The organism is Demequina pilifera, assembly GCF_048814985.1.
GTDB lineage: Bacteria > Actinomycetota > Actinomycetes > Actinomycetales > Demequinaceae > Demequina.
On the sequence record NZ_JBMDTW010000002.1, the window covers coordinates 343,579 to 368,630 of the forward strand.

At 67.0% G+C, this 25,052-nt stretch carries 26 protein-coding genes; 11 read left to right on the forward strand and 15 right to left on the reverse strand.

Annotation, left to right across the window (positions count from 1 at the left end; translation table 11 throughout):
• Nucleotides 1-177 precede the first annotated feature (177 nt).
• The gene (locus ACNI14_RS04335; protein ID WP_026926269.1) at nucleotides 178-1,044 is read left to right on the forward strand and encodes a TIGR02391 family protein; all 867 of its coding nucleotides are present in this window, start codon (nucleotides 178-180) and stop codon (nucleotides 1,042-1,044) included.
• A gap of 14 nt (nucleotides 1,045-1,058) precedes the next feature.
• On the opposite strand, the gene ACNI14_RS04340 is transcribed toward ACNI14_RS04335, so the two are convergent.
• The 9 genes from ACNI14_RS04340 to ACNI14_RS04380 all read right to left on the reverse strand — a co-directional run bounded on the left by ACNI14_RS04340 (nucleotide 1,059) and on the right by ACNI14_RS04380 (nucleotide 8,755).
• Nucleotides 1,059-1,325: a DUF6112 family protein gene (locus tag ACNI14_RS04340; protein WP_026926270.1), complete on the reverse strand. Its 267-nt coding sequence runs from the start codon at nucleotides 1,323-1,325 to the stop codon at nucleotides 1,059-1,061.
• A gap of 6 nt (nucleotides 1,326-1,331) precedes the next feature.
• Nucleotides 1,332-2,942, reverse strand: a complete 1,611-nt coding sequence (locus ACNI14_RS04345) for a M23 family metallopeptidase (RefSeq protein WP_026926271.1) — start codon at nucleotides 2,940-2,942, stop codon at nucleotides 1,332-1,334.
• Between the two features lie 12 nt (nucleotides 2,943-2,954).
• Entirely contained in the window at nucleotides 2,955-3,647 is a 693-nt protein-coding gene (locus ACNI14_RS04350) for a hypothetical protein (RefSeq protein ID WP_026926272.1), read from the reverse strand.
• A gap of 36 nt (nucleotides 3,648-3,683) precedes the next feature.
• The gene (locus tag ACNI14_RS04355; RefSeq protein WP_077684803.1) at nucleotides 3,684-4,685 is read right to left on the reverse strand and encodes a ParB N-terminal domain-containing protein; all 1,002 of its coding nucleotides are present in this window, start codon (nucleotides 4,683-4,685) and stop codon (nucleotides 3,684-3,686) included.
• Nucleotides 4,682-5,569 (reverse strand): hypothetical protein, encoded by an 888-nt coding sequence (locus ACNI14_RS04360; RefSeq protein WP_026926274.1) that lies wholly within the window; start codon nucleotides 5,567-5,569, stop codon nucleotides 4,682-4,684. The genes ACNI14_RS04355 and ACNI14_RS04360 overlap by 4 nt, the downstream gene beginning before the upstream one ends.
• A 93-nt stretch (nucleotides 5,570-5,662) precedes the next feature.
• Entirely contained in the window at nucleotides 5,663-6,067 is a 405-nt protein-coding gene (locus ACNI14_RS04365) for a hypothetical protein (protein ID WP_077684802.1), read from the reverse strand.
• Nucleotides 6,064-6,711 carry a DUF2637 domain-containing protein gene (locus ACNI14_RS04370; RefSeq protein ID WP_013601299.1) on the reverse strand — a complete coding sequence of 216 codons (648 nt, stop codon included), beginning with the start codon at nucleotides 6,709-6,711 and terminating at the stop codon, nucleotides 6,064-6,066. Before ACNI14_RS04370 ends, ACNI14_RS04365 begins: the two co-directional genes overlap by 4 nt.
• A gap of 32 nt (nucleotides 6,712-6,743) precedes the next feature.
• Complete coding sequence (locus ACNI14_RS04375) at nucleotides 6,744-7,676, reverse strand: bifunctional DNA primase/polymerase (protein ID WP_420518739.1); 933 nt, start codon at nucleotides 7,674-7,676, stop codon at nucleotides 6,744-6,746.
• Entirely contained in the window at nucleotides 7,676-8,755 is a 1,080-nt protein-coding gene (locus ACNI14_RS04380; protein ID WP_026926276.1) for an ArdC-like ssDNA-binding domain-containing protein, read from the reverse strand. The genes ACNI14_RS04375 and ACNI14_RS04380 overlap by 1 nt, the downstream gene beginning before the upstream one ends.
• A 310-nt stretch (nucleotides 8,756-9,065) precedes the next feature.
• Between ACNI14_RS04380 and ACNI14_RS04385 the strand changes: the two genes are divergently transcribed.
• The 7 genes from ACNI14_RS04385 (at nucleotide 9,066) to ACNI14_RS04415 (ending at nucleotide 14,370) form a co-directional block, all read left to right on the forward strand.
• On the forward strand, nucleotides 9,066-9,497 hold the full coding sequence (locus tag ACNI14_RS04385; protein WP_013601296.1) for a hypothetical protein: 432 nt from the start codon (nucleotides 9,066-9,068) through the stop codon (nucleotides 9,495-9,497).
• A 59-nt stretch (nucleotides 9,498-9,556) separates the two neighbouring features.
• Nucleotides 9,557-10,021, forward strand: a complete 465-nt coding sequence (locus tag ACNI14_RS04390; protein WP_013601295.1) for a hypothetical protein — start codon at nucleotides 9,557-9,559, stop codon at nucleotides 10,019-10,021.
• Nucleotides 10,018-11,028 carry an MAB_1171c family putative transporter gene (locus tag ACNI14_RS04395; protein ID WP_026926277.1) on the forward strand — a complete coding sequence of 337 codons (1,011 nt, stop codon included), beginning with the start codon at nucleotides 10,018-10,020 and terminating at the stop codon, nucleotides 11,026-11,028. Before ACNI14_RS04390 ends, ACNI14_RS04395 begins: the two co-directional genes overlap by 4 nt.
• On the forward strand, nucleotides 11,025-12,161 hold the full coding sequence (locus ACNI14_RS04400) for an alpha/beta hydrolase (RefSeq protein ID WP_026926278.1): 1,137 nt from the start codon (nucleotides 11,025-11,027) through the stop codon (nucleotides 12,159-12,161). The genes ACNI14_RS04395 and ACNI14_RS04400 overlap by 4 nt, the downstream gene beginning before the upstream one ends.
• A 135-nt stretch (nucleotides 12,162-12,296) precedes the next feature.
• Complete coding sequence (locus ACNI14_RS04405) at nucleotides 12,297-12,557, forward strand: helix-turn-helix domain-containing protein (RefSeq protein ID WP_035757278.1); 261 nt, start codon at nucleotides 12,297-12,299, stop codon at nucleotides 12,555-12,557.
• Complete coding sequence (locus ACNI14_RS04410; protein WP_026926279.1) at nucleotides 12,554-13,198, forward strand: N-6 DNA methylase; 645 nt, start codon at nucleotides 12,554-12,556, stop codon at nucleotides 13,196-13,198. Before ACNI14_RS04405 ends, ACNI14_RS04410 begins: the two co-directional genes overlap by 4 nt.
• Nucleotides 13,195-14,370 (forward strand): Eco57I restriction-modification methylase domain-containing protein, encoded by a 1,176-nt coding sequence (locus tag ACNI14_RS04415; RefSeq protein WP_420518740.1) that lies wholly within the window; start codon nucleotides 13,195-13,197, stop codon nucleotides 14,368-14,370. Before ACNI14_RS04410 ends, ACNI14_RS04415 begins: the two co-directional genes overlap by 4 nt.
• Here the strand turns inward: ACNI14_RS04415 and ACNI14_RS04420 are convergent.
• Nucleotides 14,319-15,559 (reverse strand): IS3 family transposase gene (locus ACNI14_RS04420; protein WP_420518742.1). Its coding sequence is split into 2 segments (ribosomal slippage): nucleotides 14,319-15,274 and nucleotides 15,274-15,559, totalling 1,242 coding nucleotides; the frame shifts between segments, so codons are not numbered across the junction. The two genes, ACNI14_RS04415 and ACNI14_RS04420, sit on opposite strands and share 52 nt — an antisense overlap.
• On the opposite strand from ACNI14_RS04420, the gene ACNI14_RS04425 reads away from it, so the two are divergent.
• A complete protein-coding gene (locus ACNI14_RS04425) occupies nucleotides 15,549-16,169 on the forward strand; it encodes a hypothetical protein (protein ID WP_420518744.1) in 621 nt (206 codons plus the stop codon). The two genes, ACNI14_RS04420 and ACNI14_RS04425, sit on opposite strands and share 11 nt — an antisense overlap.
• Nucleotides 16,166-18,736: a DEAD/DEAH box helicase family protein gene (locus ACNI14_RS04430; RefSeq protein ID WP_026926281.1), complete on the forward strand. Its 2,571-nt coding sequence runs from the start codon at nucleotides 16,166-16,168 to the stop codon at nucleotides 18,734-18,736. The genes ACNI14_RS04425 and ACNI14_RS04430 overlap by 4 nt, the downstream gene beginning before the upstream one ends.
• A gap of 289 nt (nucleotides 18,737-19,025) precedes the next feature.
• Here ACNI14_RS04430 and ACNI14_RS04435 read toward each other — a convergent pair whose 3' ends face one another.
• Nucleotides 19,026-19,415, reverse strand: coding sequence for a heavy metal-responsive transcriptional regulator (locus ACNI14_RS04435; protein ID WP_026926282.1), 390 nt, complete (start codon nucleotides 19,413-19,415; stop codon nucleotides 19,026-19,028).
• Nucleotides 19,416-19,567: 152 nt separating this feature from the next.
• On the opposite strand from ACNI14_RS04435, the gene merA reads away from it, so the two are divergent.
• Nucleotides 19,568-20,890, forward strand: coding sequence for a mercury(II) reductase (gene merA / locus ACNI14_RS04440; protein ID WP_051215021.1), 1,323 nt, complete (start codon nucleotides 19,568-19,570; stop codon nucleotides 20,888-20,890).
• 222 nt (nucleotides 20,891-21,112) lie between these two features.
• Here merA and ACNI14_RS04445 read toward each other — a convergent pair whose 3' ends face one another.
• The 4 genes from ACNI14_RS04445 to cmtR all read right to left on the reverse strand — a co-directional run bounded on the left by ACNI14_RS04445 (nucleotide 21,113) and on the right by cmtR (nucleotide 24,618).
• The gene (locus ACNI14_RS04445) at nucleotides 21,113-21,715 is read right to left on the reverse strand and encodes a cadmium resistance transporter (RefSeq protein ID WP_026926284.1); all 603 of its coding nucleotides are present in this window, start codon (nucleotides 21,713-21,715) and stop codon (nucleotides 21,113-21,115) included.
• Nucleotides 21,716-21,791: 76 nt separating this feature from the next.
• On the reverse strand, nucleotides 21,792-22,361 hold the full coding sequence (locus ACNI14_RS04450) for a signal peptidase II (protein ID WP_420518746.1): 570 nt from the start codon (nucleotides 22,359-22,361) through the stop codon (nucleotides 21,792-21,794).
• A complete protein-coding gene (locus ACNI14_RS04455; protein ID WP_145952683.1) occupies nucleotides 22,358-24,262 on the reverse strand; it encodes a heavy metal translocating P-type ATPase in 1,905 nt (634 codons plus the stop codon). Before ACNI14_RS04455 ends, ACNI14_RS04450 begins: the two co-directional genes overlap by 4 nt.
• Entirely contained in the window at nucleotides 24,259-24,618 is a 360-nt protein-coding gene (gene cmtR, locus ACNI14_RS04460) for a Cd(II)/Pb(II)-sensing metalloregulatory transcriptional regulator CmtR (RefSeq protein ID WP_026926287.1), read from the reverse strand. Before cmtR ends, ACNI14_RS04455 begins: the two co-directional genes overlap by 4 nt.
• Between the last annotated feature and the right edge of the window lie 434 nt (nucleotides 24,619-25,052).

Below are 25,052 nucleotides of genomic sequence, written 5' to 3' on the forward strand. Positions count from 1 at the left end.
AGCAGATCGAACACGGTAGGTCTCCTTGGCGACGGGCGGCCCGCCCACGAACTCGCAGACGGGGTACACGCGACAGGTGCGCGCTCGTCGCCGTCCCTGTCGGTGGCCGCCCGTAGCCTTGGAGTATCTGTGCGTCGCTCGCCCGCACGGGACCGCCGGACGAGAGGTGCAAGGAACATGAGTCAGTACGGGGTGGATTACCTCCAGCGGTTGCGTGCCGCTGTTGAGAAGTTCGAGGAAGCGTTCGACGCCTGGATGAGCACTCAGGTTGAGTCGGATCACATGTCGGCGCGCGGCCTCTTTCCTACTGTGTGGACAAAGGAAGGCCAGGACCAGAGCGAGGTTCAACGGCTCGAACTCGGTGTCGCGGAGGCTGCTGGCCTGGCGGCGAGCGCTGTGTCAGTGACCGGTGCCTACATTGGGATCGCTGGTCTCGGAGCGATCGACCCGATCTCTAACTGGTCATTTATGTCTGCGCCCAAGGCCCCCATCGCGCCTCGGGATATTCGGACTACGACCGCCAACGTCAAGGGCAGGCTCGACGCGATGATCGTCGACGCCGAGTCACGTACCGACTCTGACCTTCCGACCTTCGCTCCCGCACAGTTTCACCCCGTGGTCTGGGCTGGTGCTTCCGCCCATTGGACGACGCATCAGTACCGAGTTGCAGTTCGTGAAGCAGCCGAAGGCCTCACGGTCCACTGGAAGGAACGTCTCGGCCGGAACGATGTCGATGACACGGTCTTCTGGCAGCAGACGTTATCGTCGGGCGCTCCTGAACCGGGCAAGCCGAAGCTCACCTGGCCGGGAGGGTCGGATGACAAGACGGTGAAGAGCATGCGCGGCGGTCTTGAACCGCTCGCTAAGGCCCTCAACGCGCTGGCCACTGGTCTGAACCTCACGGTCCGCAACGTGACGACGCACACGCGCACCGAACTGTCCGAGCAGGAAGCGATGGAGCGCCTCGCGGCATACAGTTACCTCGCGCGCCTGCTCGACCAGTGCGAGACAGCGAGCGCCGACGCGGAGGAATCAGACCGATGACCGCGAAGCCGCAGCTACAAACTTGAACCGACTGTGAGTAGCCAGTTCATCCAGGCCACGCCGCCTCCGGCGAGGACGGCCGCGCCGACGGAGACGAGGACACCGATGCGGCCTTTGCTGGCGGTCGCGTAGTTTCCGTGGGCCGTCGCGATCGCCCAGACGATCGCGGAGACGATGAGCATGAGGACGGCCACGATCAGGACGAACGTCAGGAGCGCGCCGACCACGGCGCGGAGGTCGCCGATGCCGCCGAGTCCGTCGAAGTCGGGGAAGACACCCATTGCAGGTCACCCTGCCTTGACGGTGAGGTGGAGGTGGTCGTAGTGGCCGCCGGTGATGGAGGCGGGGTCGTGCATGCCTCCGCCGTTGTATGGCCGCCAGCCCTCGGCGTCGCGGGCGACGGACCAGATTTGGCCTTGCCAGATCAGGTACTCGACGCCGAGCACGTCGGCGTTGTCCTTCATCCAGTTGGTGACCTTCCAGCCGGCGTCGAGTTGTGCCGGGGTGGGTCGCTGGCCGATGCGGTTGCCGAAGGTGATGTCGCAAGCCCTGCCGAGGGGATGCTCGGACTTGGTGCCGGGGCGTGGTGAGTAGCAGCCCCAGCCGGTGTCGGGGAACGCTGCGAGGGTCTGCTGGTAGAGGTGGAGCATGCGGGCGGTGATCTTGCCCGAGCTGGTGGGATCGTCGACGAGCCGGTCGGGGTCTCCATCGACGCCGGTCGGCGTGCCCGCAGTGGTGTTGTTGCAGGCGGCGGGTGATCCGCTGGTCGCTGTCGGCAGGTTCGCAGCCCCGTGCTCATTGAGCCAGGCGGCGGCGTCGATGGCTTCCCCGTTCGTGCCGCCGGGCCGGACCTCGAAGTGCAGATGTGCGCCGGTGCTCATGCCCGAGGAGCCGACATCGCCGATGTGCTGCCCTGCGTTCACGCGGTCACCGGGACGGACGTGGATGCCGCTCTGCCACATGTGCGCGTAGGCCGTGGCGACGGTCTGGCCGTCGATGGTGTGCTCGATGACGATGAGGCCGCCGTACCCACCGGAGAACTCCGCGACGGTCACGGTGCCATCCGCGGCGGCGAGGATCGGCGTGCCGTCGGGCGCGGCGAAGTCGGTGCCGGTGTGCATCTTCCGTTCGCCCGTGATCGGGTGCACTCGCATCCCGAACGGCGAGGTCAGCACCCAGGTGCCCTCGGGCAGCGGGAACACCACCCGCGACGACAAGACCGCCGGGCCGCCCGCGCCGCTAGCGGCACCGCCGCCTGTGGTGAGGGCGGCGAGGATGCTGTCGGCGACGGGCGCGTAGTTGCGGTAGCCGTCGGGGAAGGCGGAGACCTCGACGGCTTGGGCGGCTTCGCCAGGGTCCATCTGTTGCCAGCCGGGGATGTCGAGCAGCCCGCGCGGCGAGGGGTAGTTCGGGCCGGTCGGCCCGCCGAAGAACGCCTGCGCCTGATAGTTCGGGTCCATCAACTCGGCGACGGTGCCCCACCCGGATTGGGGGCGCATCTGGAACAGGCCGAGGGAGTCGTGGTCGCCGCCGTTGCCGTCGTTCGGGTAGTTCGCCGAGTCGGGGTAGGTGCCGGTGTTGGTGAGCATCCGCAGCGTGGACTCGGTGAGCGCGGCCATCAGCGCGATCTTGATTCCCGGCCTGCCCACGTTGGTGATGCCGTTGCCGACCGTGATGATCGTGGCCGCGTGCGTGAGCTGCTGACGATTCAGCGTGAAGGTCTCGTCGTTCGCGGTGGTCACGGTGAGCGCGTCCGGGATCGGTCCGAGGTTCACGCTCCCGGCAGGTGTGGCGCAGTACGCAGCGGCGGGGTTCATCAGCACCCCGATCCCGAGGAGCGTGGCGGCGGGGGCGAAGAACAGCAGTGCCAGCGCTGCGATGGTGGCTTTGCGGAACACGACGCCAGCCCTTCAGCGCAGCGGGTTGTCGAGCTGCGAGAGCCGCAGCAGATGACAGGTCGGGTAGGTCGGGGCGCAGACGACGAACACGGTGAACGCGACCGGATGCTCGCTGGTGACCGGTTGCCCGTTCCAGACCCCGGCACGGTAGCGGGTGCCCTCGATCGTGACGGCCGTCGTTCCTGCCGCGAGCTGCCCCGGCTGGGCCTGCGCTGCTGCGTCGGCCCAGCCGTCGGGGACGTACGCGGCCTCGATGGTGAGGTGTTGGCGGGTGGCGTATTGCCGCAGCTCGATCCAGGCGTCTCGGGTCGGCAGGTAGACGGCTACGTCGGAGGCCAGCCCCGCCTGTTCGTCCCCGCTGGGGTCACCGACCGCGAGGATCGTCGGGCTGTAGTCCAGCGGCCACAGCCCCGAGGCGGTGTCCCACGCGAACAGCGTGGACGCGACGCCGCGAGCGAAGGTCTCGGGGTCTACCGAACGCGGAACCGCTGGAACCCGTGGTGTCCGGGGCGTGCTCGGTGCCACGGTCGGCGGTGCCGTCGTGGTCGGGCCAGGCTCCGGGCCGGGATCGGTGCTGGTGCTGGTGCGGGGGCCGGTGAGGAGTCCGTAGACGCCGACACTGGCGAGGAGCAGCAGGACGATGCCGGCGGCGATGAGGGCGACGAGTCGGCGGCGGTTCCGGGGATCGGTGGGTGCAGGGCTCATGCCGAGCAGGTGCACATCCGACACCCATGCCAGCGGTCAGAGCGCGCGGAGTCGTGGCCGCTCCACCGCGTCTTCGCGTGCGGCACGGAGGGCGTCGGCGAACCGGACGGTGCCGTCGGTGGTGGTGAGGAAGTTCTCGAACTGCTCGTCGGTTAACTCGGCGGCGAGTGTGTCGGCGTCGTAGTGGGTCCACCAGTTGGTGAGCTCGCCCCAGGTCTGCACGAACGCGCGAAGCGGGTAGCGGACGGGTTGGCCGTCGCCGGTGACGAGCGGCAACGGCTTGGGTGGGGTGCGCTTGCCCTTCTTGATCGACTTCGCCTGGGCCACGGCTGCTTCGGCGCGAGCGTGCATCTCTGCCTCGCGCCGCTCCCGCGCAGCGGTGTCGGCATCGCGGATCGCTTGATAGATCGGATGCACCGCGTCACCGGCCTCGATCCGACCCAACCCGGCGGCGGCCTCGGCGCGCAGAGTCTCTGGCAGAGCAGGGTTGCCAGCGATGTCTTCGAGGTAGCCGATCTTCTCCAGCGTCGTGTGCGACGCGCCACCCGGAATCATCGCCGCCGCCTGCTCCCGGGCCTTCCCAAGCGGCCCGCTCGACGGTGGTGCAAATTTTGCACCACCGTCGTTTCCTGGCTGGTTCTCGCTGCTGAACTGGGTCGCGCTCTTGCGACGGGCGGCGTCTTCGGCCATGACCTGCTTGATCTCGCGGTAGAGGCCGGCGGCTTCGAGCTGGGTGTAGGGCTTGTGGAGCATGTTGTCGTCCTGCTCGGCGAGGAGCTGCCCGAGCCGGTCGGACAGGCCGCTGCGCACCCACACGTTGACGGTGCGCCAGCCGAGCTTCTTGATCGCGGCCAGGCGTCGTGCCCCGCACACCAGTACGCCGTCGATCGTGATGGTGAGTGGTTGCAGCAATCCGTCGCGCCCGATGGATGCCGCGAGGGCGTCGATGTCGCCGAGGTCGGCGCGGTGCCGGGTGCCGACGAGGATCGACTCGACGGTGCGGTCGAGCTGGATGCTGCCGATCTGTGGCTCGGTCACGACGACTCACCGCCTCCACCACTCGGAGCGGCCAGAGCGAGCGCGAGGATCAGATCGTCGTCGCGGAGCAGTAGGTCGAGCGTTTCGCCCAGCAGCAGCCGGAGCAGGATGCCGCGACCGCTGCTGGTGGCGACGTAGGCCGGGTGCGGGTTCCCGAGCAGCGCCTTCAGCAGTGCGGCCCAGGAGCGGCGCGGGAGGTCGAGCAGTGCCCGCGCGTGCCGGTCGCGGCGCAGCGTCTCGTAGGCGGACTGGCGGGTGCCGGCTTTCGTCAACGCCCCGCAGACGTGCTCGACCGCGGCCCGTGCGGTGTCGGCGGGCCAGTCGAGCAGGCACAGCATCGCGATGGCGTCCTCGGCCGCCGATCCAGCGGACATGCACGCTTGCGCTGACCCGAGACTGTCGCGCGGTTCCGGTTCGAGGTCGCTGGGACGCAGGTCGGTGGTGTGGAACGCGGGATGATAGTCGGCCAGCGCGGTGTCGCGTTCGGAGAACCGTTCAGGATCGTGGAACGCCGAAACGTGCGCGCGACGAGCCTGGTGCACCGAGCAGAGCAGGCCTTGGGCGCGTTCCTCGTAGACGCAGGTGATCCGCACGGCGTGGGTGATGATCGCCCACGGATCGTTGGCCTCGCGGGTCGAGCGGTACTGCATCGCGTCGAACGCCGCCGTCACCGCTTCCCAGGTGTCGAGCCTGTGTTTCCTCGCGAGAGCGCGGTACTTGTCGGCGGCGAACTCCATCAGGTCGCGGGCCACCGGGTCGTGAACCCAGGCATCCTCGCCGCCCTCGGCGAGGCGATTGAGCAGGGCACGCAGGCCCTCGCCGGTGGTGAAGTCCTCAGCCCCGTCGGCCGTCTGCTCGGTGCTGGTGCTGGTTGGTCTGGTCATGGTGTCGGCACCTCCTGGCAGGCAGGTGCGCACTCGCTCCCACGAGCGCGTCCTGCATGCCGATGCCGTCGCAGCCATGACCTGTCACCACCGTCAACTCATCGAGACCCCGGAGCGGGACACCTGCGAGGCAGGTGCGGTGCTGCACCCGAACGCCGAGATCGGCGGCAACCGCCGGGCGCGATCCCCGAGACGACGAACACCTGCACCGAGCGGGGTGCGGGTGCGGCGTGCCAGCTCGGCCTGGAAGTCGAGACCCCGCCCGGCCGCGTGCGCCGAGTGCCGGGCGATCAAGTCAGTGGGGCGCACCCACTCCACGCCTCGCCCACGAACGAGCGCGTGCCGCTTGTCGTCGCGGGCGACCGGCGCGGCCCGCACCGCCTCCGGCGTACTCATCACTTCGACCGACTCGGGGCGCTCCCGCGGCTCCTCGGGCACCAGCCGTGCGGGATCGGGCCTCGCGGAATCGTTGCGCTGGGGGTTCTCAGTGGTGTTCATGGGATCGTCTCCTCCCGCTCGTCGGCGGTGTCAGTGGTGTCAGTGAGGTGCGCGACGGCGAACCAGCGGCCCACGGTCGAGGGATGCACCCCGAGTTCGCGGGCGATCCGCTTGTTCGACCAGCCCGCCTCGCGCAGCTCCCACCCCAGCGCCCGCCGATCCGCCACACCCTCATCGCGACGGTTGGCCTCCATCTCGCCAGGCGGCAGCGCAGGCATCGAATCCGCGGTGTTCGTCGAGAACGAGTCGGCAGTGGCGGGTTCCGCATGGGGGTCGGTGGTGCGGGTGAGAATCACGGTCAGGTGCGTGATGGCCAGCAGCACGACGGGCGGCACCGCGGCGACCGAGGCCGCGAGCATCCTTGGCACGTCGGCGTCCGCGGCGACGACAGCATGAATGGCGTTCGCCGTCACCGACACGAGCGCGCCGCCTACCAGCAGCGCCCACGGATACCAGGCCGAGCGCTGCCCGGCGAGCGCGACGACGGCAACCGTGGCGACGACGATGATGCCGTCCACGATCAGCGGCCACGCCCACGCCTGCCCAGCCCCGATCCCGGAGCGAGCAGCCAGATCGGCCAACGACGTGAACGACAGCCAGAACGCCCCGGCGGCGATGAACACCGTCCCCGCGACCGCCGTCATCGCGGCCCAGCGCCGCCCTCCCGATTCACGCCTCACAGCCCAGCCCTCCCCAAGGCTGCGGACGGTGGGCTCGCCGAGCGACCGAACCACCGACCCGCGCTCTGGCTCCGGCCGCCGGGCGTCACTTCGGATGCGGGCTGGGTGGCTCGGTAGGCGGAGCGCACGGTCGTGGTGATCTCGCGATCACCCAGACCCGCCGACTGTGCCGCAGCACCCAGCGCATCGAGCGCCTCGGCGGGCGAGACGCCGTTCTCTGCGAGGCGGCAGGCAGCCCAGAACAGGCCTCGGTTCCGCTCGCCCTCACCCCGCCCAGCGACCCACGTCGCCAACCGCTCAGCATCCTCATCCATCGAGCCGCTGCTGGCGCGTAGTGGAGCGACGGGGCGCGGGTCGAGGAAGTCCCGCAGACGGGCCGCGTCCACATGACCGACCGAGTGCGCGGCGATGTCCGCGACCTCGTAGCGGCACACACTGCCGTCGATGATTCGCCGGGAGGGAGGAGCGATGATGTAGCCGCCGTCGCCCCGGAAGTCGACGCCCGCGGTGGCTGCCTGCCACGACCGCTGCTCGCGGCCCGGGGTCGCCGGGAAGTACACGTGCGCGCCTCCGGTGGGTGTGCGCACGAGCAGACCCGCGCCATCGACGAGCCCCGCGTCGGTGGCGCGCTGGAACGCCGCGCGGCCGTCGTGGGGGCCGTGGACATCGACATCGACGACGACAACGCCGGATGGAGCGCCGGTCGGGATGCCGATGTTCGCGTTCGGTGTGCGCGACCACCACGCGGCAACCTGTTCCGGGTCGCTGCGCGCATCGAGGAACCCACGGCGGGTCAGCGGACGCTTCCCCTCGACGACGCACGGAAACACGGGCACGCCAGCCGCCGCGAGGCTCCGCGCCGCGAGCCCCAGGCTCGGTGAACGATCCACGCGAATGAGCGCCGCCAGGACATCGAATGCTTCGGGCATCACAGCCTCCGCCCTGCCAGCGCTGGCGCCGACGCAGCACGCGGACGATCGGTCTCCACCGAGTTCGCAGCCGTACGGGAGGTGCGCGGACTGGGAGCGTCGCGTTCGAGTCCGGGCGGGGTGCCGTCGCCGACCTGGAGCGTGTCGAGCTGGTCGAGGATCGCCAGCGCGGTCTTCCGCACCCGCTCGCCGGTGGACTGCACCACCTGGACGGGCTCTTGGCCGTCCACGCGGGCGGCCCAGGTCGAGACGTACGGGATCGTGTACCCGGTGGTGTCCATGCCGTGCGCGGCACCGATCATCAGCGCGACGGACTCGGCTTCGACCTCGCGGATGCCGCGATGCTGACGTGCTTCCTCGTCGTCGGGATCGTGCATCAGCACGTGCGCCAGCTCGTGCGCGAGCGTCTTGACCTGCGCAGCAGGGTCCATGTTCTCCCGCACCGCTACCGTGCGCTCCTCATAGTCGGTCATGCCGTTCGCGCCGGAGATCATCCCCTCGTGTGGCACCCGCAGCACCTCGAACCCCGCGCCGCGAATCTGCCCGGCCAGCCCGTCCCACAGCCCCGAGGGTGCTTCGCCTTCCAGCAGCGTCGGAGCGGGCGGAACTGGCAATGGTTCTCCGTCGGTCTGGGAGGCATCCCACACGTAGGCCGGCCGGGCTCCGACCATCCGCGAGCGCACCACCTCGCCGGCCTTCGGCGTCTCCCTCGGCCCGAGCCGCCGCCACGAGCCCGCATCGGCAGGGGTCGCGGTGGCGAACCGGCCCGTCACGGGCGCGAAGATCATGTAGCCCGGCTGGCCCTTCATCACCTGCCGACCGAGCCCCTGCCACTGCCGGTACCCGGCAACCAGGGTGGGGAAGGGTTCGGGCACGCGGCCTGCCTCGAACGCGGCTTCGTGCTGCACCCAGATCAGCATCGTGTTGTTGAACGACCGCGACCGGAACCGCGCCGCGAAGGCGAGCGCCTGGCGCCAGTCGTCACCCGAGACCAGCGACTCGACCGCGCCGGTCAGCTTCTCGTGCAGCTCGTCGAGCTTCGCCTCTCGCGCCGCGCGGGCGTCCTCGTTCGATGCCATGCTCCGGCCTCCTCTTCGGCGGGCCGCGACGCGGCTGCGCGCGGCGGTACACCTGGCAGGTAGGCGCGAACACCCGCGCCCAGACCGTGAGCTGGACATCGTTCACCTCCTTGAGGCAGCCCGAGCCGAGACCGGGACGCAACATTGAGCATGCTCAAAATGCCCCGGAGTCCTGTTCTAACACTGACCGTTGAGCATGCGCAAGCCTTGATTTGTGCATGCTCAACGAGTACGGTTGAGCATGCACAACCACCTTCTGGGTGGACTACATCGATGCCTTGCCCGTTGCGAAGGGAAGGGGGTCACCGTCATGACCGAAGACGAGAGCCAGGCTGCGGCCGAAGACCTCGCCAAACGTCTGCGGCTCCTGATGGATGTCGCCGTCGCCGAGTCCGGCACGGAGCCGACCTACTCGCAGATCGCCGGCTACCTCCAAGAACGAGGCACCAACCTGTCGCGGTCGCGCTGGACGTACATGGTCAACGGCCACCGCTACGTCCAAGACCCCGCCGTCTTCGAAGGGCTCGCGGAGTTCTTCGACGTGGACGCCGCGTTCCTGCTCGGCGAGGACGGTGCTGCCACTCCCGAGAAGGTCTCTGCGCAGCTCGACCTGGTTCGGTCCATGCGTGCCGCGAAGGTGAAGTCCTACGCTGCCCGCACCCTCGGCGATATCTCGCCGAAAGCACTCCACGCCATCACCAAGTTCCTGGACGAGGAAATGACACACATGCCCGAGCACTGACCGGTACCGCACGATGGAGCCGCCACCGGTCCCTGCTCCCTACAGAGAAGGGGCGAACCGTGAAGATCGAACAGACCGTATCGGCGGCCGTCGCGGGCCTTGAGCTCGGCAATACCTTCGCCCTTGACGATCTCCTCCACACCGTCCAAGACCGGCGGCACCGTAGGCTCCGCGTCGTCGAACTCGCAGACCTCGACACCCACGACGGCCTCTGCGCGCTCTGGCTCTCCACCGATGCCGAAGACGTCGTGCTTCACGCCCGCAGCGACTCCGCGCTGCATCGCCAGCAGTTCGTGCTCCACGAGCTCGCCCACATGATCCTTGGCCACGGCGAAGGCGACGGCTGTGCAGTCGGGGAGGTACTGCTGCCCAACATCCCGCCGTACACCAGAGGTCGCCTGCTCAGGCGGCAAGACCTCGACAGCGAAACCGAGATCGCCGCCGAGTCCCTCGCCGACCGGCTCGCCGCCGGCATCCGAGGGTCGGTGTTCGCAGAGTCCAGATACTCGGAGATATTCGGATGATCCAGACGCTCGTCGCAACGCTCATGTGGGCGCTCGTGGCGAGCCTGCTCATCTTCCGACGCAAACGCACCGACCGAAGCATCACCTACGCCGCCCTCACCATCGCCATCGCGATGACGCTCAACGTGGATGCCGCCTACAGCGCCGTCGATCGACTGCTCGGTGGCACCAACCTCGCCACCCTGATCGCGGACGCGCTCCTGATGACCGGGCTGTTCTTCCTCGGCCGCGGCGTCATGAAGACCGGCGAGTACCGGCCCAGGCTCGTCCGAGCCGCCGTCAGCATCCCCGTCCTGCTCGTCGCGCTGCTCGCGATCACCGCATCGTTCCTGCTCATCGACCGCGGCACCACTACCACACGATTTATGATCGACCTCGGCGCACAGCCAGCGGCGGCGGTCTACTCGATCATCAACTTCACCTACTGCCTCGTCATTGTCGTGGCGATGCTCGTCCTCGCCATAAGGCAGTACCGGCACAACACCGGCATCCAGCACCTCCCCGCGGCACTGTTGAGCCTGGGGTCGGCGTTCGGCGTCGCGCTCTGCCTCGCCGTGATCGTCATGGACGTTGCCCACGCCACGGGCCACCTCGACCTCATGCACACTATCCAGTCCGCCTACGATCCGCTCTCCGTCCTGACCTTCGTGTTCCTCTGTGCCGGGTTCGCGATCCAGCCTGCCGTCCGTCGCGCTCAGCACCGCGCCCGGCAGAGGCAGACCGTCGCCCTCACAGCGCAGCTGGAGTCGCTTTGGCACCAGGCGACGCGCGCACGGCCCGGGCTGAGCCAGGCCGACCCACTCGCCGCCAGTAGCGAAGACCCCGAAGGGCACCTCCACCGAGTGATCGTCGAAATCCGCGACGCGATGATCGACCCTCGCATCACCTTCGACATCAGCACCGACGACCGCGACCTGCTCGAACGCGCCGAGAGCCACCTCGTCGGAAGCGACAGTGCCCTCGCGACGACCTCGCCCGTTCCCTACGTCGAGGAGCGGGAGTCGTGATAGGCCGCATCGCTCTCGGCGCTGGGGCCGCGGCGGCAGCGGTTGCCGGGGTCGGGTGGGCCATCGCGCGGCGGCTCACCGCACCCGTCGGCCCACGAATGTTCGACCTCACCGTTCGAGGCGTCGAGTACACCGACGACGGCGACCTGATCGTGCTCGACCGCACCGACCAGGCCGCCGCGCCAGGCATCTACAATCTCTGGTTCGAGCACGGCGGCTGGGCGCAGCTCGCCACAGATAGCGTCGATCGAGGACCCACCCGCGTCGCTCGCAGGATCACGGGCACCACATCGGGTTTCACTCCGAAGACCGGCGATTGCGCCTCCTGGAGCGGCATCTACTACGCCACCCCAGCCGACGCCGGACTCCACACACGCGACATCACCATCACGACCCCCGCAGGACCATGCCCGGCCTGGCGCATCGACGGCGACCTCGCGACCTGGGCCATCCACATCCACGGCCTCGGCAGCACCCGCGCCGGCACCCTCCGCGGCGTCCTCGCCGCAACCGAACTCGGCTACACCTCCCTCGTCGTCAGCTACCGCAACACAGCAGAAGGGCCGCGAGTTGGCACCGGCCGGACGACCTTCGGCTACGCAGAGACGAGCGACGTTGACGAGGCCATCGGGTACGCCGTCCGACGAGGAGCCGAACAGGTCGTGATCTTCGGCTGGTCGATGGGTGCCGCTGTCGCTCTCCAGCTCGCCGACCACCCGCGACATCCGGGACTGATCGCCGCGCTCGTACTCGACTCCCCAGTCCTCAACTGGACCGAAGTCATCAAGTCCAACTGCGCCCGCAGCGGATGGCCTGCAGCAGCCGGGCACCTCGCGATCCCGTGGCTCACCCTCGACCCACTGGCACGCACAGTCGGCCTGCCAGGACGCATCCCACTTCCCACCTTCGACTGGACATCCCGAGCCGTAGAGCTCAACACGCCGACCCTGATCCTCCACGGCACCCGAGACGACTCCGTGCCGATCCGGCTCTCACAAGCACTCCGAGACGCTCGCCCGGACCTCGTTGAGCTTGAGACCTTCGATGCCGGCCACACCCTCTGCTGGAACAGCGATCTGGACCGCTGGCGGAACACGGTGACCGCCTGGCTCAAGGTGCGCATCCCACGCTGATCGGCAGAACGCAGCGGCCACTCTCGAAACCCGTCTCGTTCGGCCACGCCCGGAGAAACCCAACTCAAGCCGTACCTCAGCCGGTATCATCGTGGGTGTTGGCCTGCCTGGGCCATTGAGCGAGGGAGGACCAACGTGGCTGAGCCGTGGCTGTCCGCAGACGACATCGCCGCCCACCTCGGGGTCACCAAAGACACCGTCTACACCTGGATCGCCGAGAAGGCCATGCCCGCCCACAAGGTCGGACGCCTCTGGAAGTTCCAAGCCAGCGAGATAGACGACTGGGTGCGCGCGGGTGCGGCGGCCAGTGACCAAGAGCTCCACGTAGCCCATCCCGGTGTCGGTGGACGCTCCTACGCTCATGACAACGACGAGCACCGGGAGGGGGGAAGATGAACCTGAAAGACGCCCAGCGCTTGGTGAAGTCCAAGCAACGCGTTGCGGACCACGGCGAGGTGTTCACGCCGGCGTGGATGGTCGAGGACATGCTCGACCTCGTTAAGCACGAGTCTGAGCGGATCGACTCCCGCGTACTCGAACCCGCCTGCGGCTCGGGCAACTTCCTCATCCCCGTCCTGGCTCGCAAGCTCGCCACGGTCGAGCTTCGGCACGGCAAGAGCGAGTTCGAGAAGCGCCACTACGCATTGTTCGCGCTCATGTGCACCTACGGTATCGAACTTCTCGCAGACAACGCCGAAGAGTGCCGTCACAATCTCGCCGAGGTGTTCAACACGTTCTTGGGTATCGGCAACGATGACCAGTGGGCACGAGCGGCCCGCGCGGTTCTCACCGTGAACATCGTCCAGGGCGATGCCTTGACCATGACCGTGCCAAGCGGCCAGCCGATCACCTTTCCTGAGTGGGGCTACCTCGGCAAAGGCAAGTTCCAGAGGCGCGACTTTCGCTACGACGACCTCACTCAGCGCGCCTCGTACGAGGGAACCCTATTCGGCGAGCTCGATGACGAGGACCTGTTCGTCCCCGCGCAGACTTACCCGACGATGACCGTCATTCAGATCGCCGAGGCCGCCGCGTGACCCTTGCACCTTTGACTCTCCGAGGGCACAACCCGGATGTCTTGACCTGCATCGCGAACCTCTCCAACGATGAGGTCTTCACCCCGCCGGAGTTCGCGAACCAGATGCTCGACACGCTTGCCGCCGCGTGGGCAGACGCCAACGACGGCGCCGACATCTGGGCCAACCCCGATGTCACGTTCCTCGATCCGTTCACCAAGTCTGGTGTGTTCCTCCGCGAGATCGTGCGCCGACTCACCGACGGCCTGATCCTGACGATCCCCGACCTCACCGAACGCGTCGATCACATCCTCACCCACCAAGTGTTCGGCATCGGGATCACCCAGCTCACGGCGCTGCTCGCGCGCCGGAGCGTCTACTGCTCGAAGTTCGCCAACGGCCCGCACTCGATCGCTAGGTCATTCACGACCGAGGACGGCAACATCTGGTTCGAGCGCACCGAGCACACCTGGGGCGGCGGGAAGCGGGAGTTCCGTGCTGATCCACTGACCAGCGAGGAAGTCGCCGTCTATACCAACCGCAAGTGCATCTACTGCGGCGCAGGCGAGGATGACTACGCCCGTGGTGACGACCTTGAGACTCACGCCTACGCCTTCATCCACACCGACGACATCAAAGCCCGCATCGCGGAGCTGTTCGGAGACACCATGCAGTTCGACGTCATCATCGGCAACCCGCCCTACCAGCTCAGCGACGGCGGTCATGGGACCAGCGCCGCCCCGATCTATCAACTCTTCGTAGAGCAGGCCAAGAAACTCGACCCGCGTTTCTTGTCCATGATCGTTCCCTCGCGTTGGTTTGCGGGAGGAAAAGGCCTCGATGAGTTCAGGGAGTCAATGCTGACCGACAGCCGCGTGCGGGCAATCAACGATTACCTGAGCGCTTCGGACGTGTTCCCAGGCGTCGGACTAAAGGGCGGGGTGTGCTACTTCCTCTGGGATCGCGACCACCCCGGACTCTGCGAGGTCACCACCCACTTCAAGGATTGGCCGACGACCACGGCCACTCGCTCTTTGCTCGAACCAGGCGCGGATGTCTTCATCCGGTTCAACGAGGCTCTGTCAATCTTGCGCAAGGTGATTGCCGTCGAGACCGTGAACTGGCCTGAGTTTCGTTCCGCTCAGTTTCTTTGTCCGACAGACGCCACTTGGGCGGCTGCGAGGTCAGCGTAGTACTCGGCTTCGACCTCCTCGGGAGTGCGCATGCCGAGCTCGCCGTGAAGGCGCTGATGGTTCCACCACCAGACGTATTCGAGGGTCGCGAGCTCGACCTGCTCGACGGTGCGCCAGGGGCCGCGTTGGCGGATCAGTTCGGTCTTGTAGAGGTTGTTGATCGCCTCCGCGAGGGCATTGTCATAGGAGTCGCCGACGGTTCCGGTCGACGGTTTCGCGCCGAGCTCGACGACGCGGTCGGTGTAGACCATCGCCTGATAGTTCGACCCGTGATCGGCATGATGGATCAATCCGTCGAGGTCACCGCCGGCGTCCCAGGCAGCCATGTCGAGGGCCTGCAGGGGCAGGATCTCGGCCTTCAGCGTCGAGGCGACGTTCCAGCCCACGATCCGACGTGAGAAGACGTCGGTCACGAAGGCGACGTAAGCGAATCCGGACCACGTCGCGACGTACGTGATGTCGCACACCCACAGCCGGCGCGGGGCGTCGGTCCTGAAGTGGCGCTTCACGAGGTCCTTCGGCAGCGCCGCGGCCGGGTCGGACTTCGTCGTGAAGACCCGCTTGGACTTCTTCACCCCGCGCACGCCCGCGAGCCGCATCAGCCGCTCCGTCTGGTCACGTCCTATGTCCCAGCCCTGACGGCGCATCAGCGCATGCATCTTGCGCCGTCCGTAGACGCCGTAGTTCTCCGCATGCAGGCGAGCGATCTCCGGCACGAGCAGGTCGTCACGCAGCGCGCGTGCCGATGGCGTCTTGGTCTTCGCACCGCGATAGCCGCGAGAGGTGAGGAATCCCTGGACTGCCGGACGCAAGACACGGCAGATGGGCTCGACCCCGAAGCGATCCTTGTGCTCATCGATGAAGCGGATCATCTCGGTCAGGGCCGGTCGAGCTCCTTGGCGAAAAACACGCTCGCAGCCTTCAATATCTCGTTGGCCTTGCGAAGCTCGGCGTTCTCGCGCTTGAGACGCTTGATCTCCGCCGCAGCCTCGCTGACGTTCGCGACCTTGCCTCCCGTGTTGGCCTCCATCTGGCGTTGCCACAGCCGCAGGGTCTCGGGGCTCATCCCCAGCATCCCGGCCACGTGCCGCGTGGCGCTGGTGAGGTTCGGGTGATCCGGAAGCGCTTCAGCGAGCATCCGCAGGGCACGCTCACGCATCTCCGGCGTGTATCGAGTCATGGGTTCCATCCTTGTCGATCAGACGGAACGAAACCCAGGCCAATTCACCGGGCAGGAGCACTCGCTGGCACTGCCGGAGAGCAAGCGCTTCGAAAGGCTGGTCAGCTCCCGTAAGCCCTTTGGATTTGAGACCACGTTCAAGGGCAGAGCGTCAAAGGCGCCTGGCGACGTGCTCATCTACCAGAACGGTGGGACTGGGTATGTGGACCGAGCATCGATCCCTTCGGGCGCTCACCTCATCGATGGCTGGAAGGTTTACGTTGGCCGCGCCGCGCCCGGCACGGGAAATAAGGACACCTATCCCCATCGGATCATCAGCACTCCCTTCCTTGGCGAGAGCGGGAGCATCTCCTCCGAGACGTACCTCTGCATCGGAACCTTCGATACACGAGGAGAGGCGGAGAGCGCGCTGTCGTACCTCCGCTGCCGTCTGACGCGCTTTCTCATCCTCCTTCACAAGCCCTCGCAAGACACCACGCGGAAGGTCTATGCCTTCGTTCCGACCCAGGATTGGACGCGAGACTGGAACGATCATGATCTTTACGAGAAGTACGGACTCTCGGAAGACGAGATCGACTTCGTCGAGCGGATCGTTCGCCCGATGGAGGCGGACGAGTGAAGCGGGAGATTGACGAACTCCTCCCCAAGAAGCCCGAGGCGCGACTGCGAATCTACGCATGGTCGCCGAACGATCCACCAGTCGGCTACGCGGGGCTTCTCAAGGTGGGCCAGACGACGAAGGCGGATGTGAACGCGCGCATCCGCGAGTCTCAGGGGCAGATGCAGCAGGCATACACGCTGCACGTTGATGAGCTCGCCGAACGAGGCGACGGGACGGTGTTTCGCGACTCAGATGTGCGCCAACGGCTGATCGACAAGGGCTTCGAGAACCCGATCTTCGGCTCAGCGCGAGAGTGGATGTGGTGCACCCCAGACGATGTGCGCACGGCGATCACTGAGCTTCGCACAGGCGTGAAGCTCAGTGGAACCCATCATGAGAAGTTTCCGATGCGCCCGGAGCAAGCCAGCGCCGTGGACAAGGCCGAGGGCTACTACAAGTCCATCTGGGCCGAGGACTCTCACGCGGTGCCACGGTTCCTGTGGAACGCCAAGATGCGCTTCGGGAAGACCTTCGCCTCCTACCAACTCGCGAAGCGGCTCGGCGCCAAACGCATCCTCGTGGTCACCTTCAAGCCCGCAGTGGAGGACGCCTGGCAGACCGACCTGGAGTCTCACGCCGACTTCGACGGCTGGCAGTACCTCTCCTCGGCCACCGGGGGCAGCCCAGATGAGGCGGACAAGACTCGGCCACTGGTCTACTTCGGATCGTTCCAGGACCTGCTCGGGCGAGATCGGAAGACCGGCCTCATCAAGGCGAAGAACGAGTGGGTCCACACCACCAACTGGGACCTCGTCATCTTCGATGAATACCACTTCGGTGCGTGGCGAGAGTCCGCCAAGGAGCTGTTCGAGGGCGAGGACGAGAAAGTCAAGCAGAAGGAACTGGCCGCGGAGTACAACGACGGCCTCGTGGCCTTCGACGAGGAGCTTGACGAACTCGGCAACGACGAGGACGACTTCCTGCCGATCACCACCCGCGCCTACCTGTACCTGTCGGGCACGCCATTCAAGGCGCTGGCAACCGGTGAGTTCATCGAGGAGCAAATCTTCAACTGGACCTACACCGATGAGCAGCGCGCCAAGGCCGAGTACGCCGTCGCGCAACCGGACGCCTGGAACCCGTACGGGTCGCTCCCGGAGATGCGTCTGTTCACGTACCAGATGCCTGACGAGTTGATTGCCGTTGCGAATCAGGGAGAGTTCGACGAGTTCGACCTCAACGAGTTCTTCGAGGCAAAGGGCATCGGTAAGGACGCCGAGTTCACCCACAAGACCGACGTGCAGAAGTGGCTCGATCTCGTCCGCGGCGCTCACCTTCCCACCCAGGTCGACGCGATGCGGATGGGCACCCGCCCGCCATTCCCGTACTCCGATGTCCGACTCCTGCCGTACCTTCAGCACTCGTTCTGGTTCCTGCCCAACGTTGCTGCCTGCGAGGCAATGTCGAACCTGCTCGCGGAGAAGCAGAACGTGTTCTGGCACGACTACAAGGTCCTCGTCGTCGCGGGTCCCGGCGCGGGCATCGGGCTGGATGCTCTCCCGCCAGTGCGGGCGGCGATCGGCGACGGCCACGACACCAAGACGATCACCCTGTCGTGCGGCAAGCTCACCACGGGCGTCACCGTCAAGCAGTGGTCCTCGATCCTGATGTTGCGCAACCTCAACTCACCCGAGACCTACTTTCAGGCAGCGTTCCGCGTACAGTCACCGTGGTCGATCAAGAATCCCGACGGAGACAACCCGAGCGCCGAAGCAGTCCTCAAGCCTGTGTGCTTCGTGTTCGACTTCGCGCCCACTCGCGCGCTGCGTCAGATCGCCGACTACGGCGCCGGTCTCTCGCCGGAGACGCCGAACCCTGAGCAAGCCGTCGAGGAGCTCGTGAAGTTCCTGCCCGTGTTGGCGTACGACGGGTCGAATATGACCCAGGTCGATGCCGGCGGCATCCTCGACATCGCCATGTCGGGCACCTCCGCGACCCTCCTGGCCCGCAAGTGGGAGTCCGCAATCCTCGTCAACGTCGACAACGACACCCTGCGCAAGATCATGAACAACCCCGACGCCCTCAACGCCGTCATGAACATCGAAGGCTTCCGCGCGCTCGGCAGCGACATTTTCGAGACCGTCGTGAACAAGAGCGACGCCGTGAAGAAGGCGAAGAAGGAGAAGGGCGACGACATTACTCCGGCGGAGAAGAAGGAGTTGACGGAGGAGGAGAAGGAGTACAAGTCCAAGCGGACGCAGATTCAGGAGAAGCTGGTCAAGTTCGCCACCCGCGTCCCTGCGTTCATGTACCTGACCGACTTCCGTGAGAACACTCTTACCGACGTCATCACCAAGCTCGAACCCGGCTTGTTCCGCACCGTCACCGGACTGACCGTCGAGGACTTCCACCTCCTCGTGAATCTCGGCGTCTTTAACGCCACCCATATGAACCAGGCCGTCTTCGCCTTCCGCCGCTACGAGGACTCCTCCTTGTCCTACACCGGCATCGAGTCCCACAAGGGCCTGCGCCGCTACGGCCTCTACGACACCGTCGTCGCCGTCAACGACGAGACCGCAGTCTGACCACCCGTCAGCCCGAATCGAGAGAGCCGCATGTACTTCTAGACCCCGTGCAGCATCGAGGAGATGCTCACCGCCATCCGCAAGCGCGAGTATCTGATGCCAGCTATCCATCGTGAATTTGTCTGAGGCACGGATACCCTGTCGGCTCCTTCCTGCTCTGGAACTTCAAGCCCGAGACCGCGCAGTCGTACACGTTCTACGAGTTCCTGACGAACTACCGCGAGCGCGACAACCTTACGCGGACAAGACAACGGTTCCCTCCGGGCAGCAAGACCCTTCAGCCGATTGGTCAGAGGTACCGGCAGATCGACTCGGGTGTGCAGGCCTCCGGCGGCGTCTGTGCTGCGTTCGCGCGGAGCTCGGCGACGCTGGTACGGAGCAGGCGGAGCTGCTCGAGCTGCTCGTCGATCTCGACCAGTCGCCGGTCGAGGAGGTCTCGAACATGACCGCACGGCGACCCGCCCGCGTCACGTACTTCGAGGATCTCGGCGGTTTGCGCGAGGGTGAGCCCTGCTGCGCGGGCCCGGTCGATGAATTCGAGCCGCTGCACCGCCTCGTCGCCGTAGTTGCGGTACCCGGCCGGGGTGCGCTCCGGCGGTTGGAGCAGCCCGCGCTCCTCGTAGTACCGCAGCGTGGACGCCCTCGTCTTCGCCTTCCCCGCGAGTTCTCCGATCCGCATCGTCACCTCGGCCACCGACTTGACCTTCAAGCATACTTTAAGGTCCATTCTTTCAGGAGTGGCCGCATGAGTGGCCGGTTCGAACTGGAGGAGGCATCGTGACATGGCACACGGAGGTTGATCTCGTGGTGATCGGGACGGGCGGGGCGGCGATGTCCGCAGCGATCCACGCGCGCCTCGAGGGGGCCAGCGTGGTCGCCATCGAATCGGGAACCCTCGGCGGTACCTGCGTGAACGTGGGTTGTGTGCCGTCCAAGACGCTTCTCGCGGCCGCGCACACCCGGCACTCCGCCCTCACGAACCGGTTCTCAGGCGTCCCCAGCTCTGCTGGGATGGTCGATCTCAGCGCGCTCATCGAGCAGAAGGATGATCTGGTTGGGATGCTCCGCCAGACCAAGTACGCCGACATCGCCGCTGCCTACGGGTTTGACATCCTCCCGGGCACTGCAACGTTCACAGACGCGGGAACCCTGCTCGTGGATGGACGACCGGTGCGCGCGAAGTCGTATCTCGTCGCCACCGGCGCCGAGCCGCACGTGCCGGCAATCCCTGGGCTTGAGCAGGTTGATTACCTCACGTCGACCACAGCGATGGAACTGACGGAACTGCCCGCGTCGCTCGTGGTGATCGGCGGTGGCTTCGTCGGCCTGGAACAGGCGCAGCTGTTCGCCCGGCTCGGAGTAGAGGTCACCGTCATCGGTCGGCTCGCCCCGCACGCCGAACCGGAACTGTCATCCGAGCTCCGCAAGGCCTTCCTGGCCGAGGGGATCAGCGTCATCGGCGACCGCGCAGCCACGATCACCCAGCACGAGGGCCTGGTCCAGGTGACGACCCGCAACGGGAAGGACGCGACCGGTGAACGTGTCCTCGTTGCCACCGGTCGCACCCCGCGCACCGAAGGGCTCAACCTTCCTGCTGCGGGTATCGCGACCGACGAGCGCGGCTTCGTCATCGTAGACGAGCAGCAGCGGACCACGAACCCGGCTGTGTTCGCCGCCGGTGACGTCACTGACGTGCCCCAGTACGTGTACGTCGCCGCGAGGACTGGGAAGATCGCCGCGCACAACGCCCTGGGTCACGACGAGCGAGTCGACTACACCGGGTTGCCGTCTGTGCTGTTCACCTCACCCCAACTGGCCTCCGCCGGGATCACCGAAGCCAGCGCCATCGCCGCCGGATACCGGTGCGCCTGCCGATTCCTACGACTTTCCGACGTGCCCAGGGCCATCGCCAACCACGACACACGCGGCGGCATCAAGGTCGTCGCCGACGCCGACACCGGCAAAGTCCTCGGTATCCACGCCCTCGCCGACACCGCTGGGGAGATGATGCTCGCCGCAACCTACGCCATCACCGCCGGATTCACCGTCACCCAACTCGCCGACACCTGGGCCCCCTACCTCACCATGGCCGAAGGCATCCGCCTCACCGCGAACCTCTTCCGCAACGAACTCCCCACCTCCTGCTGCGCCTGACACAAGAGCCGGGCCCAGCGATGTGGTGATCCAAGTGATATCCGCGACGCCTTCAACACCGGCACCGACCGCGTGATCGACGCCTACGCGGTCAGCGTGGGCTCAGTTGAGGCAGCGGCGCCGAGCACGTCGTCTGGGCCGCTCACACGCGCAGCGCACCGGGACACTCAGCCGCCAGGTAGCAACCACAGCACGCTGCCATCTACGCAGTCGGCTACGAGTTCAGAGGCCGAAGGCACCACCACTGACGAGGATGAAGATGCCCAGGCCGATGAGCACGATCGGGAACAGGATGTGTTCCCAGCGTTCCAGGAGTTCGGCGATCGGTCGGCGGGTGGCGACGAACTTGCCCAGGCCGACGAGGGCGGCGACCAGGGCGAGGAACACGATGCAGTACGCCACCACGGCCGCTGGGCCCACGCTGAGGAAGACCGGGACGTAGACGCCGATGTTGTCCCCGCCGTTGGCGAAGGTCACCCCGGCCACCGTCCACACCCCAACCTTCTTGCCCTCGACCTTTGCCTCATCGTCATCGTCGGCACCGCGGTTGCGCCAGGCTTGCCACGCAGCCCAAAGTCCCAACCCCAGCGGAATGAGTCCGAAGTAGGGGATGACCTCTGGCGGCAGGAACGCTCCCGCCCCGAGCGTCACCAGCACGGAAGCGCCCAGGATGCCAGCGAACCCGAGGTACTGTCCGACCAGGATTCGGGCGGTGGTCCCGCGCTGGCCCGCGCCTCGGGCGAAGAACAGTGAGAGCACGATGATGTCATCGATGTTCGTGGCGATGAATAGGCCGATCGCCTGCAGGACGGAGGACAGGATCATGCGCCCACCGCCGCGTTACAGCCGCCTGGCGACCCAGCGGTTCCGGCAGCCGCGTGCCGTTGATACTCTGCGACCATCATTGTCCGTTCCTGGTGTGGTGTGGGCCTCGGAGGTAAAGCAGGACGCCCAGGGCGACGCCGAAACCGAGGATGACGTCGGCAAGGTTGCCGATGAACAGGTTGCCGTAGGCGAGGAAGTCGGTGACGTGACCGCGGCCAAACTCGGGAGGGGCGAACAGCCGGTCCAGCAGGTTGCCGACCGCGCCTCCCCACACCAGGCCGATCGCGACCGCCCACCCGACGGTGCGGGCGCGGGTTGCGGCGACGAGTAGAGCGACAGAGGCCGCCGCGGCGATGACGGTGAGCAGCCAGGTTGCGCCGGCTCCGAGGGACATCACGGTGCCGGGGTTGAACGCGAGCTGCAAGCCGAGCCAGTCTCCCAAGAGCGGAATACGGTCATCCTCGCTGAGCTGAGCGAGGGCGAGTGCCTTGCTGCCTTGATCGATCAGCACCGCGCCAGCGGCGACGGCGCACGCGAGCAGGAACCAGCGGAGCCGGACGCGCGCCGCCGCCGGGCCGACAGAACTCGCTTCCACGGCATCCGCTTTTCCCGGGGAGGGAGCGGAGCCGTCAAGGGGATCGGTCATGCCTTCGTGCGCCGCGCCGCGCGGAGCCCGTTGAGGATGACGACGACTTCAGCGACCTCGTGTACAAGCACGACCGCGGCGAGCCCGAGGACTCCGGTAATCGCCAGCGGCAGCAGCACCACGATGATCGCGATCGACAACACGACGTTCTGGTTGATTATGTTGCGGCCGCGGCGGGCGTGGGCGAGGGCCTGTGGGATGAGGCGCAGGTCGTGGCCGGTGAACGCGACGTCGGCCGACTCGATCGCAGCATCGGCGCCCTTGGCTCCCATCGCGATCCCCACATCCGCGGCCGCCAGCGCGGGAGCGTCGTTGATGCCGTCCCCGATCATGGCAGTGGGCTGAGACTTCGACAACTCCGCGACGGCGGTGGCCTTGTCCTCGGGGCGCAGCTCGGCGCGCACGTCCATGATGCCGGCCTGGCCGGCCAGCGCTGCGGCGGTGCGGGCGTTGTCGCCGGTGAGCATCGTCACCCCGATCCCGCGGCGGTTCAGCGTGGCGATGACCTCGGGAACCTCTGGGCGCAGTTCGTCACGCACCCCGATCGCGCCAGCCGGCCGGTCGCCGCGGTGGACGATGACGACGGTCATCCCCTCGGATTCCATCACCTGCACCTGGTCGGCCAGCGTGCCGGCGTCCAGCCAGCGGGGGCTACCGACGGCGAGACGGGCACTACCGAGCGTGCCGGTGATGCCGCGCCCGGCGGTCTCGGTGACGTCGTGCGCGGTCGGGGCGTCGGGGACGGCCTTCGTGATCGCGGCGGCCAGCGGGTGCGTGCTGTGACCTTCCAGGCTCGCCGCCCACGCCAGCACCTCATTCTCGGTCGCGCCGGTGGTGACGACGCGGGTCACCGTGGGCTCGTTGCGGGTCAGCGTGCCGGTCTTGTCGACGGCGACGTGGCGGATGCCGCCGAACCGCTCGAACGCGGCCCCGGACTTCACGACCACACCGAACTTCGACGCCGCGCCGATCGCGGAAACAACGGTGACCGGGACGGCGATCGCCAGCGCGCACGGCGAGGCTGCGACCAGCACCACCAGAGCGCGGGTGATCCACAGCTCAGGGTCGCCGCTCAACAGCGACCCAAGCACGCCGACCAGCACGGCGAGGATCATCACGCCGGGCACCAGCGGGCGGGCGATCCGGTCGGCCAGGCGGGCACGGTCGCCCTTCTCGGCCTGCGCCTGCTCGACCAGCTCCACGATGGTGGTGAGCGAGTTGTCGGTGCCGGCGGCGGTGGCCTCGACCTCGAGCACGCCGGTGGTGTTGATCGACCCGGCCGAGACGTCGGTGCCCGGTTCGACCTCGACCGGGATCGATTCACCCGTGATCGCGGACGTGTCCAGGCTGCTCCGCCCGGCCCGCACGGTGCCGTCGGTGGCGATCCGTTCGCCCGGCCGGACCACCAGGACATCCCCGACGCGCAGCTCCTTCGCCTCGACCTCGGCGGTGGCGTCGCCGCGCTTGACGAGTGCGGTTTCGGGCACGAGCTTCAACAGCGCCCGCAACCCTGCGCGGGCGCGGTCCATCGCCTTGTCCTCCAGCGCCTCCGCGATGGAGTACAGGAATGCCAGCGCGGCGGCCTCCTCGACGTAGCCGAGGATCACCGCGCCGGTCGCGCTGATCGTCATCAGCAGCCCGATGCCGAGCTTGCCCTTGGTGAACAGCTTGCGCAGCGCGCCCGGCACGAACGTGTACGCGCCCAGCAGCAGGCCGATCCAGAACAGCACCAGGCCCGCGGTCTCCGCGCCGGTCCACTCGCACACCAGGCCGGCGGCGAACGCGACGCCGGAGGCGATCGGGATCAGAACGCTCGGGCTCCGATACCACGGCCGGTCATCGTCATCATCGTGGTCGTCGAGGTCGACATGCTCGACCTGCGAACCCGTGACCGCGCTCACGCCCGCACCTCCCCCGCCTGGCAACCCTCGACCCCGCAGTCCGGGTCCATGCACGGCACGCTCTCGTCGACCGCGAGCGTGACATCCACCAGCGCCGTCAGCGCGCGGGCCAGGTGCGGGTCTGCCACCTCGTAGCGGGTCTGTCGGCCCTCGGGCTCGGCCACCACGATCCCGCACCCGCGCAGGCATGTCAGATGGTTCGACACGTTCGAGCGCGACAACCCCAGCTCGCGGGACAGCACCGCCGGGTAGCTCGGCCCGGCCAGCAGGGTCAGCAGAATGCGGGAGCGGGTCGGGTCGGCCATAGCTCGGCCGAGCCGGTTCATCACGTCGAGTCGATCGGAAATAGTCAGCATACGATGACTATACACTGTACGACGTACAGTCGGCGCCAGGTGTCCTCATGAGCGGCGAGTCAGTTGACAGCTCCCTACCAGCGAGCGTGGCGAAGTGCTCGAAGATCCGTCGTGGAGAATATGTCCCGTTCCTCCGTGCCGGCGTCCCGCTCGATTAAGGTCGACGACTACTTGGCCGCCGCATGCCTGCTGCCGAACCTTCAGTTGCTGAGTGGGGCCGCCAACATCGAGAAGCAGGATGGACTGCCTGCGGAGTGGATGGACACCGCCTTCCCGAGCGAAGGACAAGCGAGCTACGTACCTTGCCGAGGACGACCTCGACGGCCTTCCGCTCGACTTGGCCGACTTCACCTCGTTCTTCGAGCAGCGCAAGCAGCGAGTCCGGGTCCGCCTGCTCGCCGCTCTGGGAACGACACCGGGAGCACCGGAGGACG

Bases quoted from the DNA above. Each gene is read 5' to 3' on its own strand.
- ACNI14_RS04335 (WP_026926269.1), top strand. From the start codon at position 178: ATGAGTCAGTACGGGGTGGATTACCTCCAGCGGTTGCGTGCCGCTGTT.
- ACNI14_RS04340 (WP_026926270.1), bottom strand. From the start codon at position 1,325: ATGGGTGTCTTCCCCGACTTCGACGGACTCGGCGGCATCGGCGACCTC.
- ACNI14_RS04350 (WP_026926272.1), bottom strand. From the start codon at position 3,647: ATGAGCCCTGCACCCACCGATCCCCGGAACCGCCGCCGACTCGTCGCC.
- ACNI14_RS04360 (WP_026926274.1), bottom strand. From the start codon at position 5,569: ATGACCAGACCAACCAGCACCAGCACCGAGCAGACGGCCGACGGGGCT.
- ACNI14_RS04365 (WP_077684802.1), bottom strand. From the start codon at position 6,067: ATGAACACCACTGAGAACCCCCAGCGCAACGATTCCGCGAGGCCCGAT.
- ACNI14_RS04370 (WP_013601299.1), bottom strand. From the start codon at position 6,711: ATGACGGCGGTCGCGGGGACGGTGTTCATCGCCGCCGGGGCGTTCTGG.
- ACNI14_RS04375 (WP_420518739.1), bottom strand. From the start codon at position 7,676: ATGCCCGAAGCATTCGATGTCCTGGCGGCGCTCATTCGCGTGGATCGT.
- ACNI14_RS04380 (WP_026926276.1), bottom strand. From the start codon at position 8,755: ATGGCATCGAACGAGGACGCCCGCGCGGCGCGAGAGGCGAAGCTCGAC.
- ACNI14_RS04385 (WP_013601296.1), top strand. From the start codon at position 9,066: ATGACCGAAGACGAGAGCCAGGCTGCGGCCGAAGACCTCGCCAAACGT.
- ACNI14_RS04395 (WP_026926277.1), top strand. From the start codon at position 10,018: ATGATCCAGACGCTCGTCGCAACGCTCATGTGGGCGCTCGTGGCGAGC.
- ACNI14_RS04410 (WP_026926279.1), top strand. From the start codon at position 12,554: ATGAACCTGAAAGACGCCCAGCGCTTGGTGAAGTCCAAGCAACGCGTT.
- ACNI14_RS04425 (WP_420518744.1), top strand. From the start codon at position 15,549: ATGGGTTCCATCCTTGTCGATCAGACGGAACGAAACCCAGGCCAATTC.
- ACNI14_RS04435 (WP_026926282.1), bottom strand. From the start codon at position 19,415: ATGCGGATCGGAGAACTCGCGGGGAAGGCGAAGACGAGGGCGTCCACG.
- merA (WP_051215021.1), top strand. From the start codon at position 19,568: ATGTCCGCAGCGATCCACGCGCGCCTCGAGGGGGCCAGCGTGGTCGCC.
- ACNI14_RS04445 (WP_026926284.1), bottom strand. From the start codon at position 21,715: ATGATCCTGTCCTCCGTCCTGCAGGCGATCGGCCTATTCATCGCCACG.
- ACNI14_RS04450 (WP_420518746.1), bottom strand. From the start codon at position 22,361: ATGACCGATCCCCTTGACGGCTCCGCTCCCTCCCCGGGAAAAGCGGAT.
- cmtR (WP_026926287.1), bottom strand. From the start codon at position 24,618: ATGCTGACTATTTCCGATCGACTCGACGTGATGAACCGGCTCGGCCGA.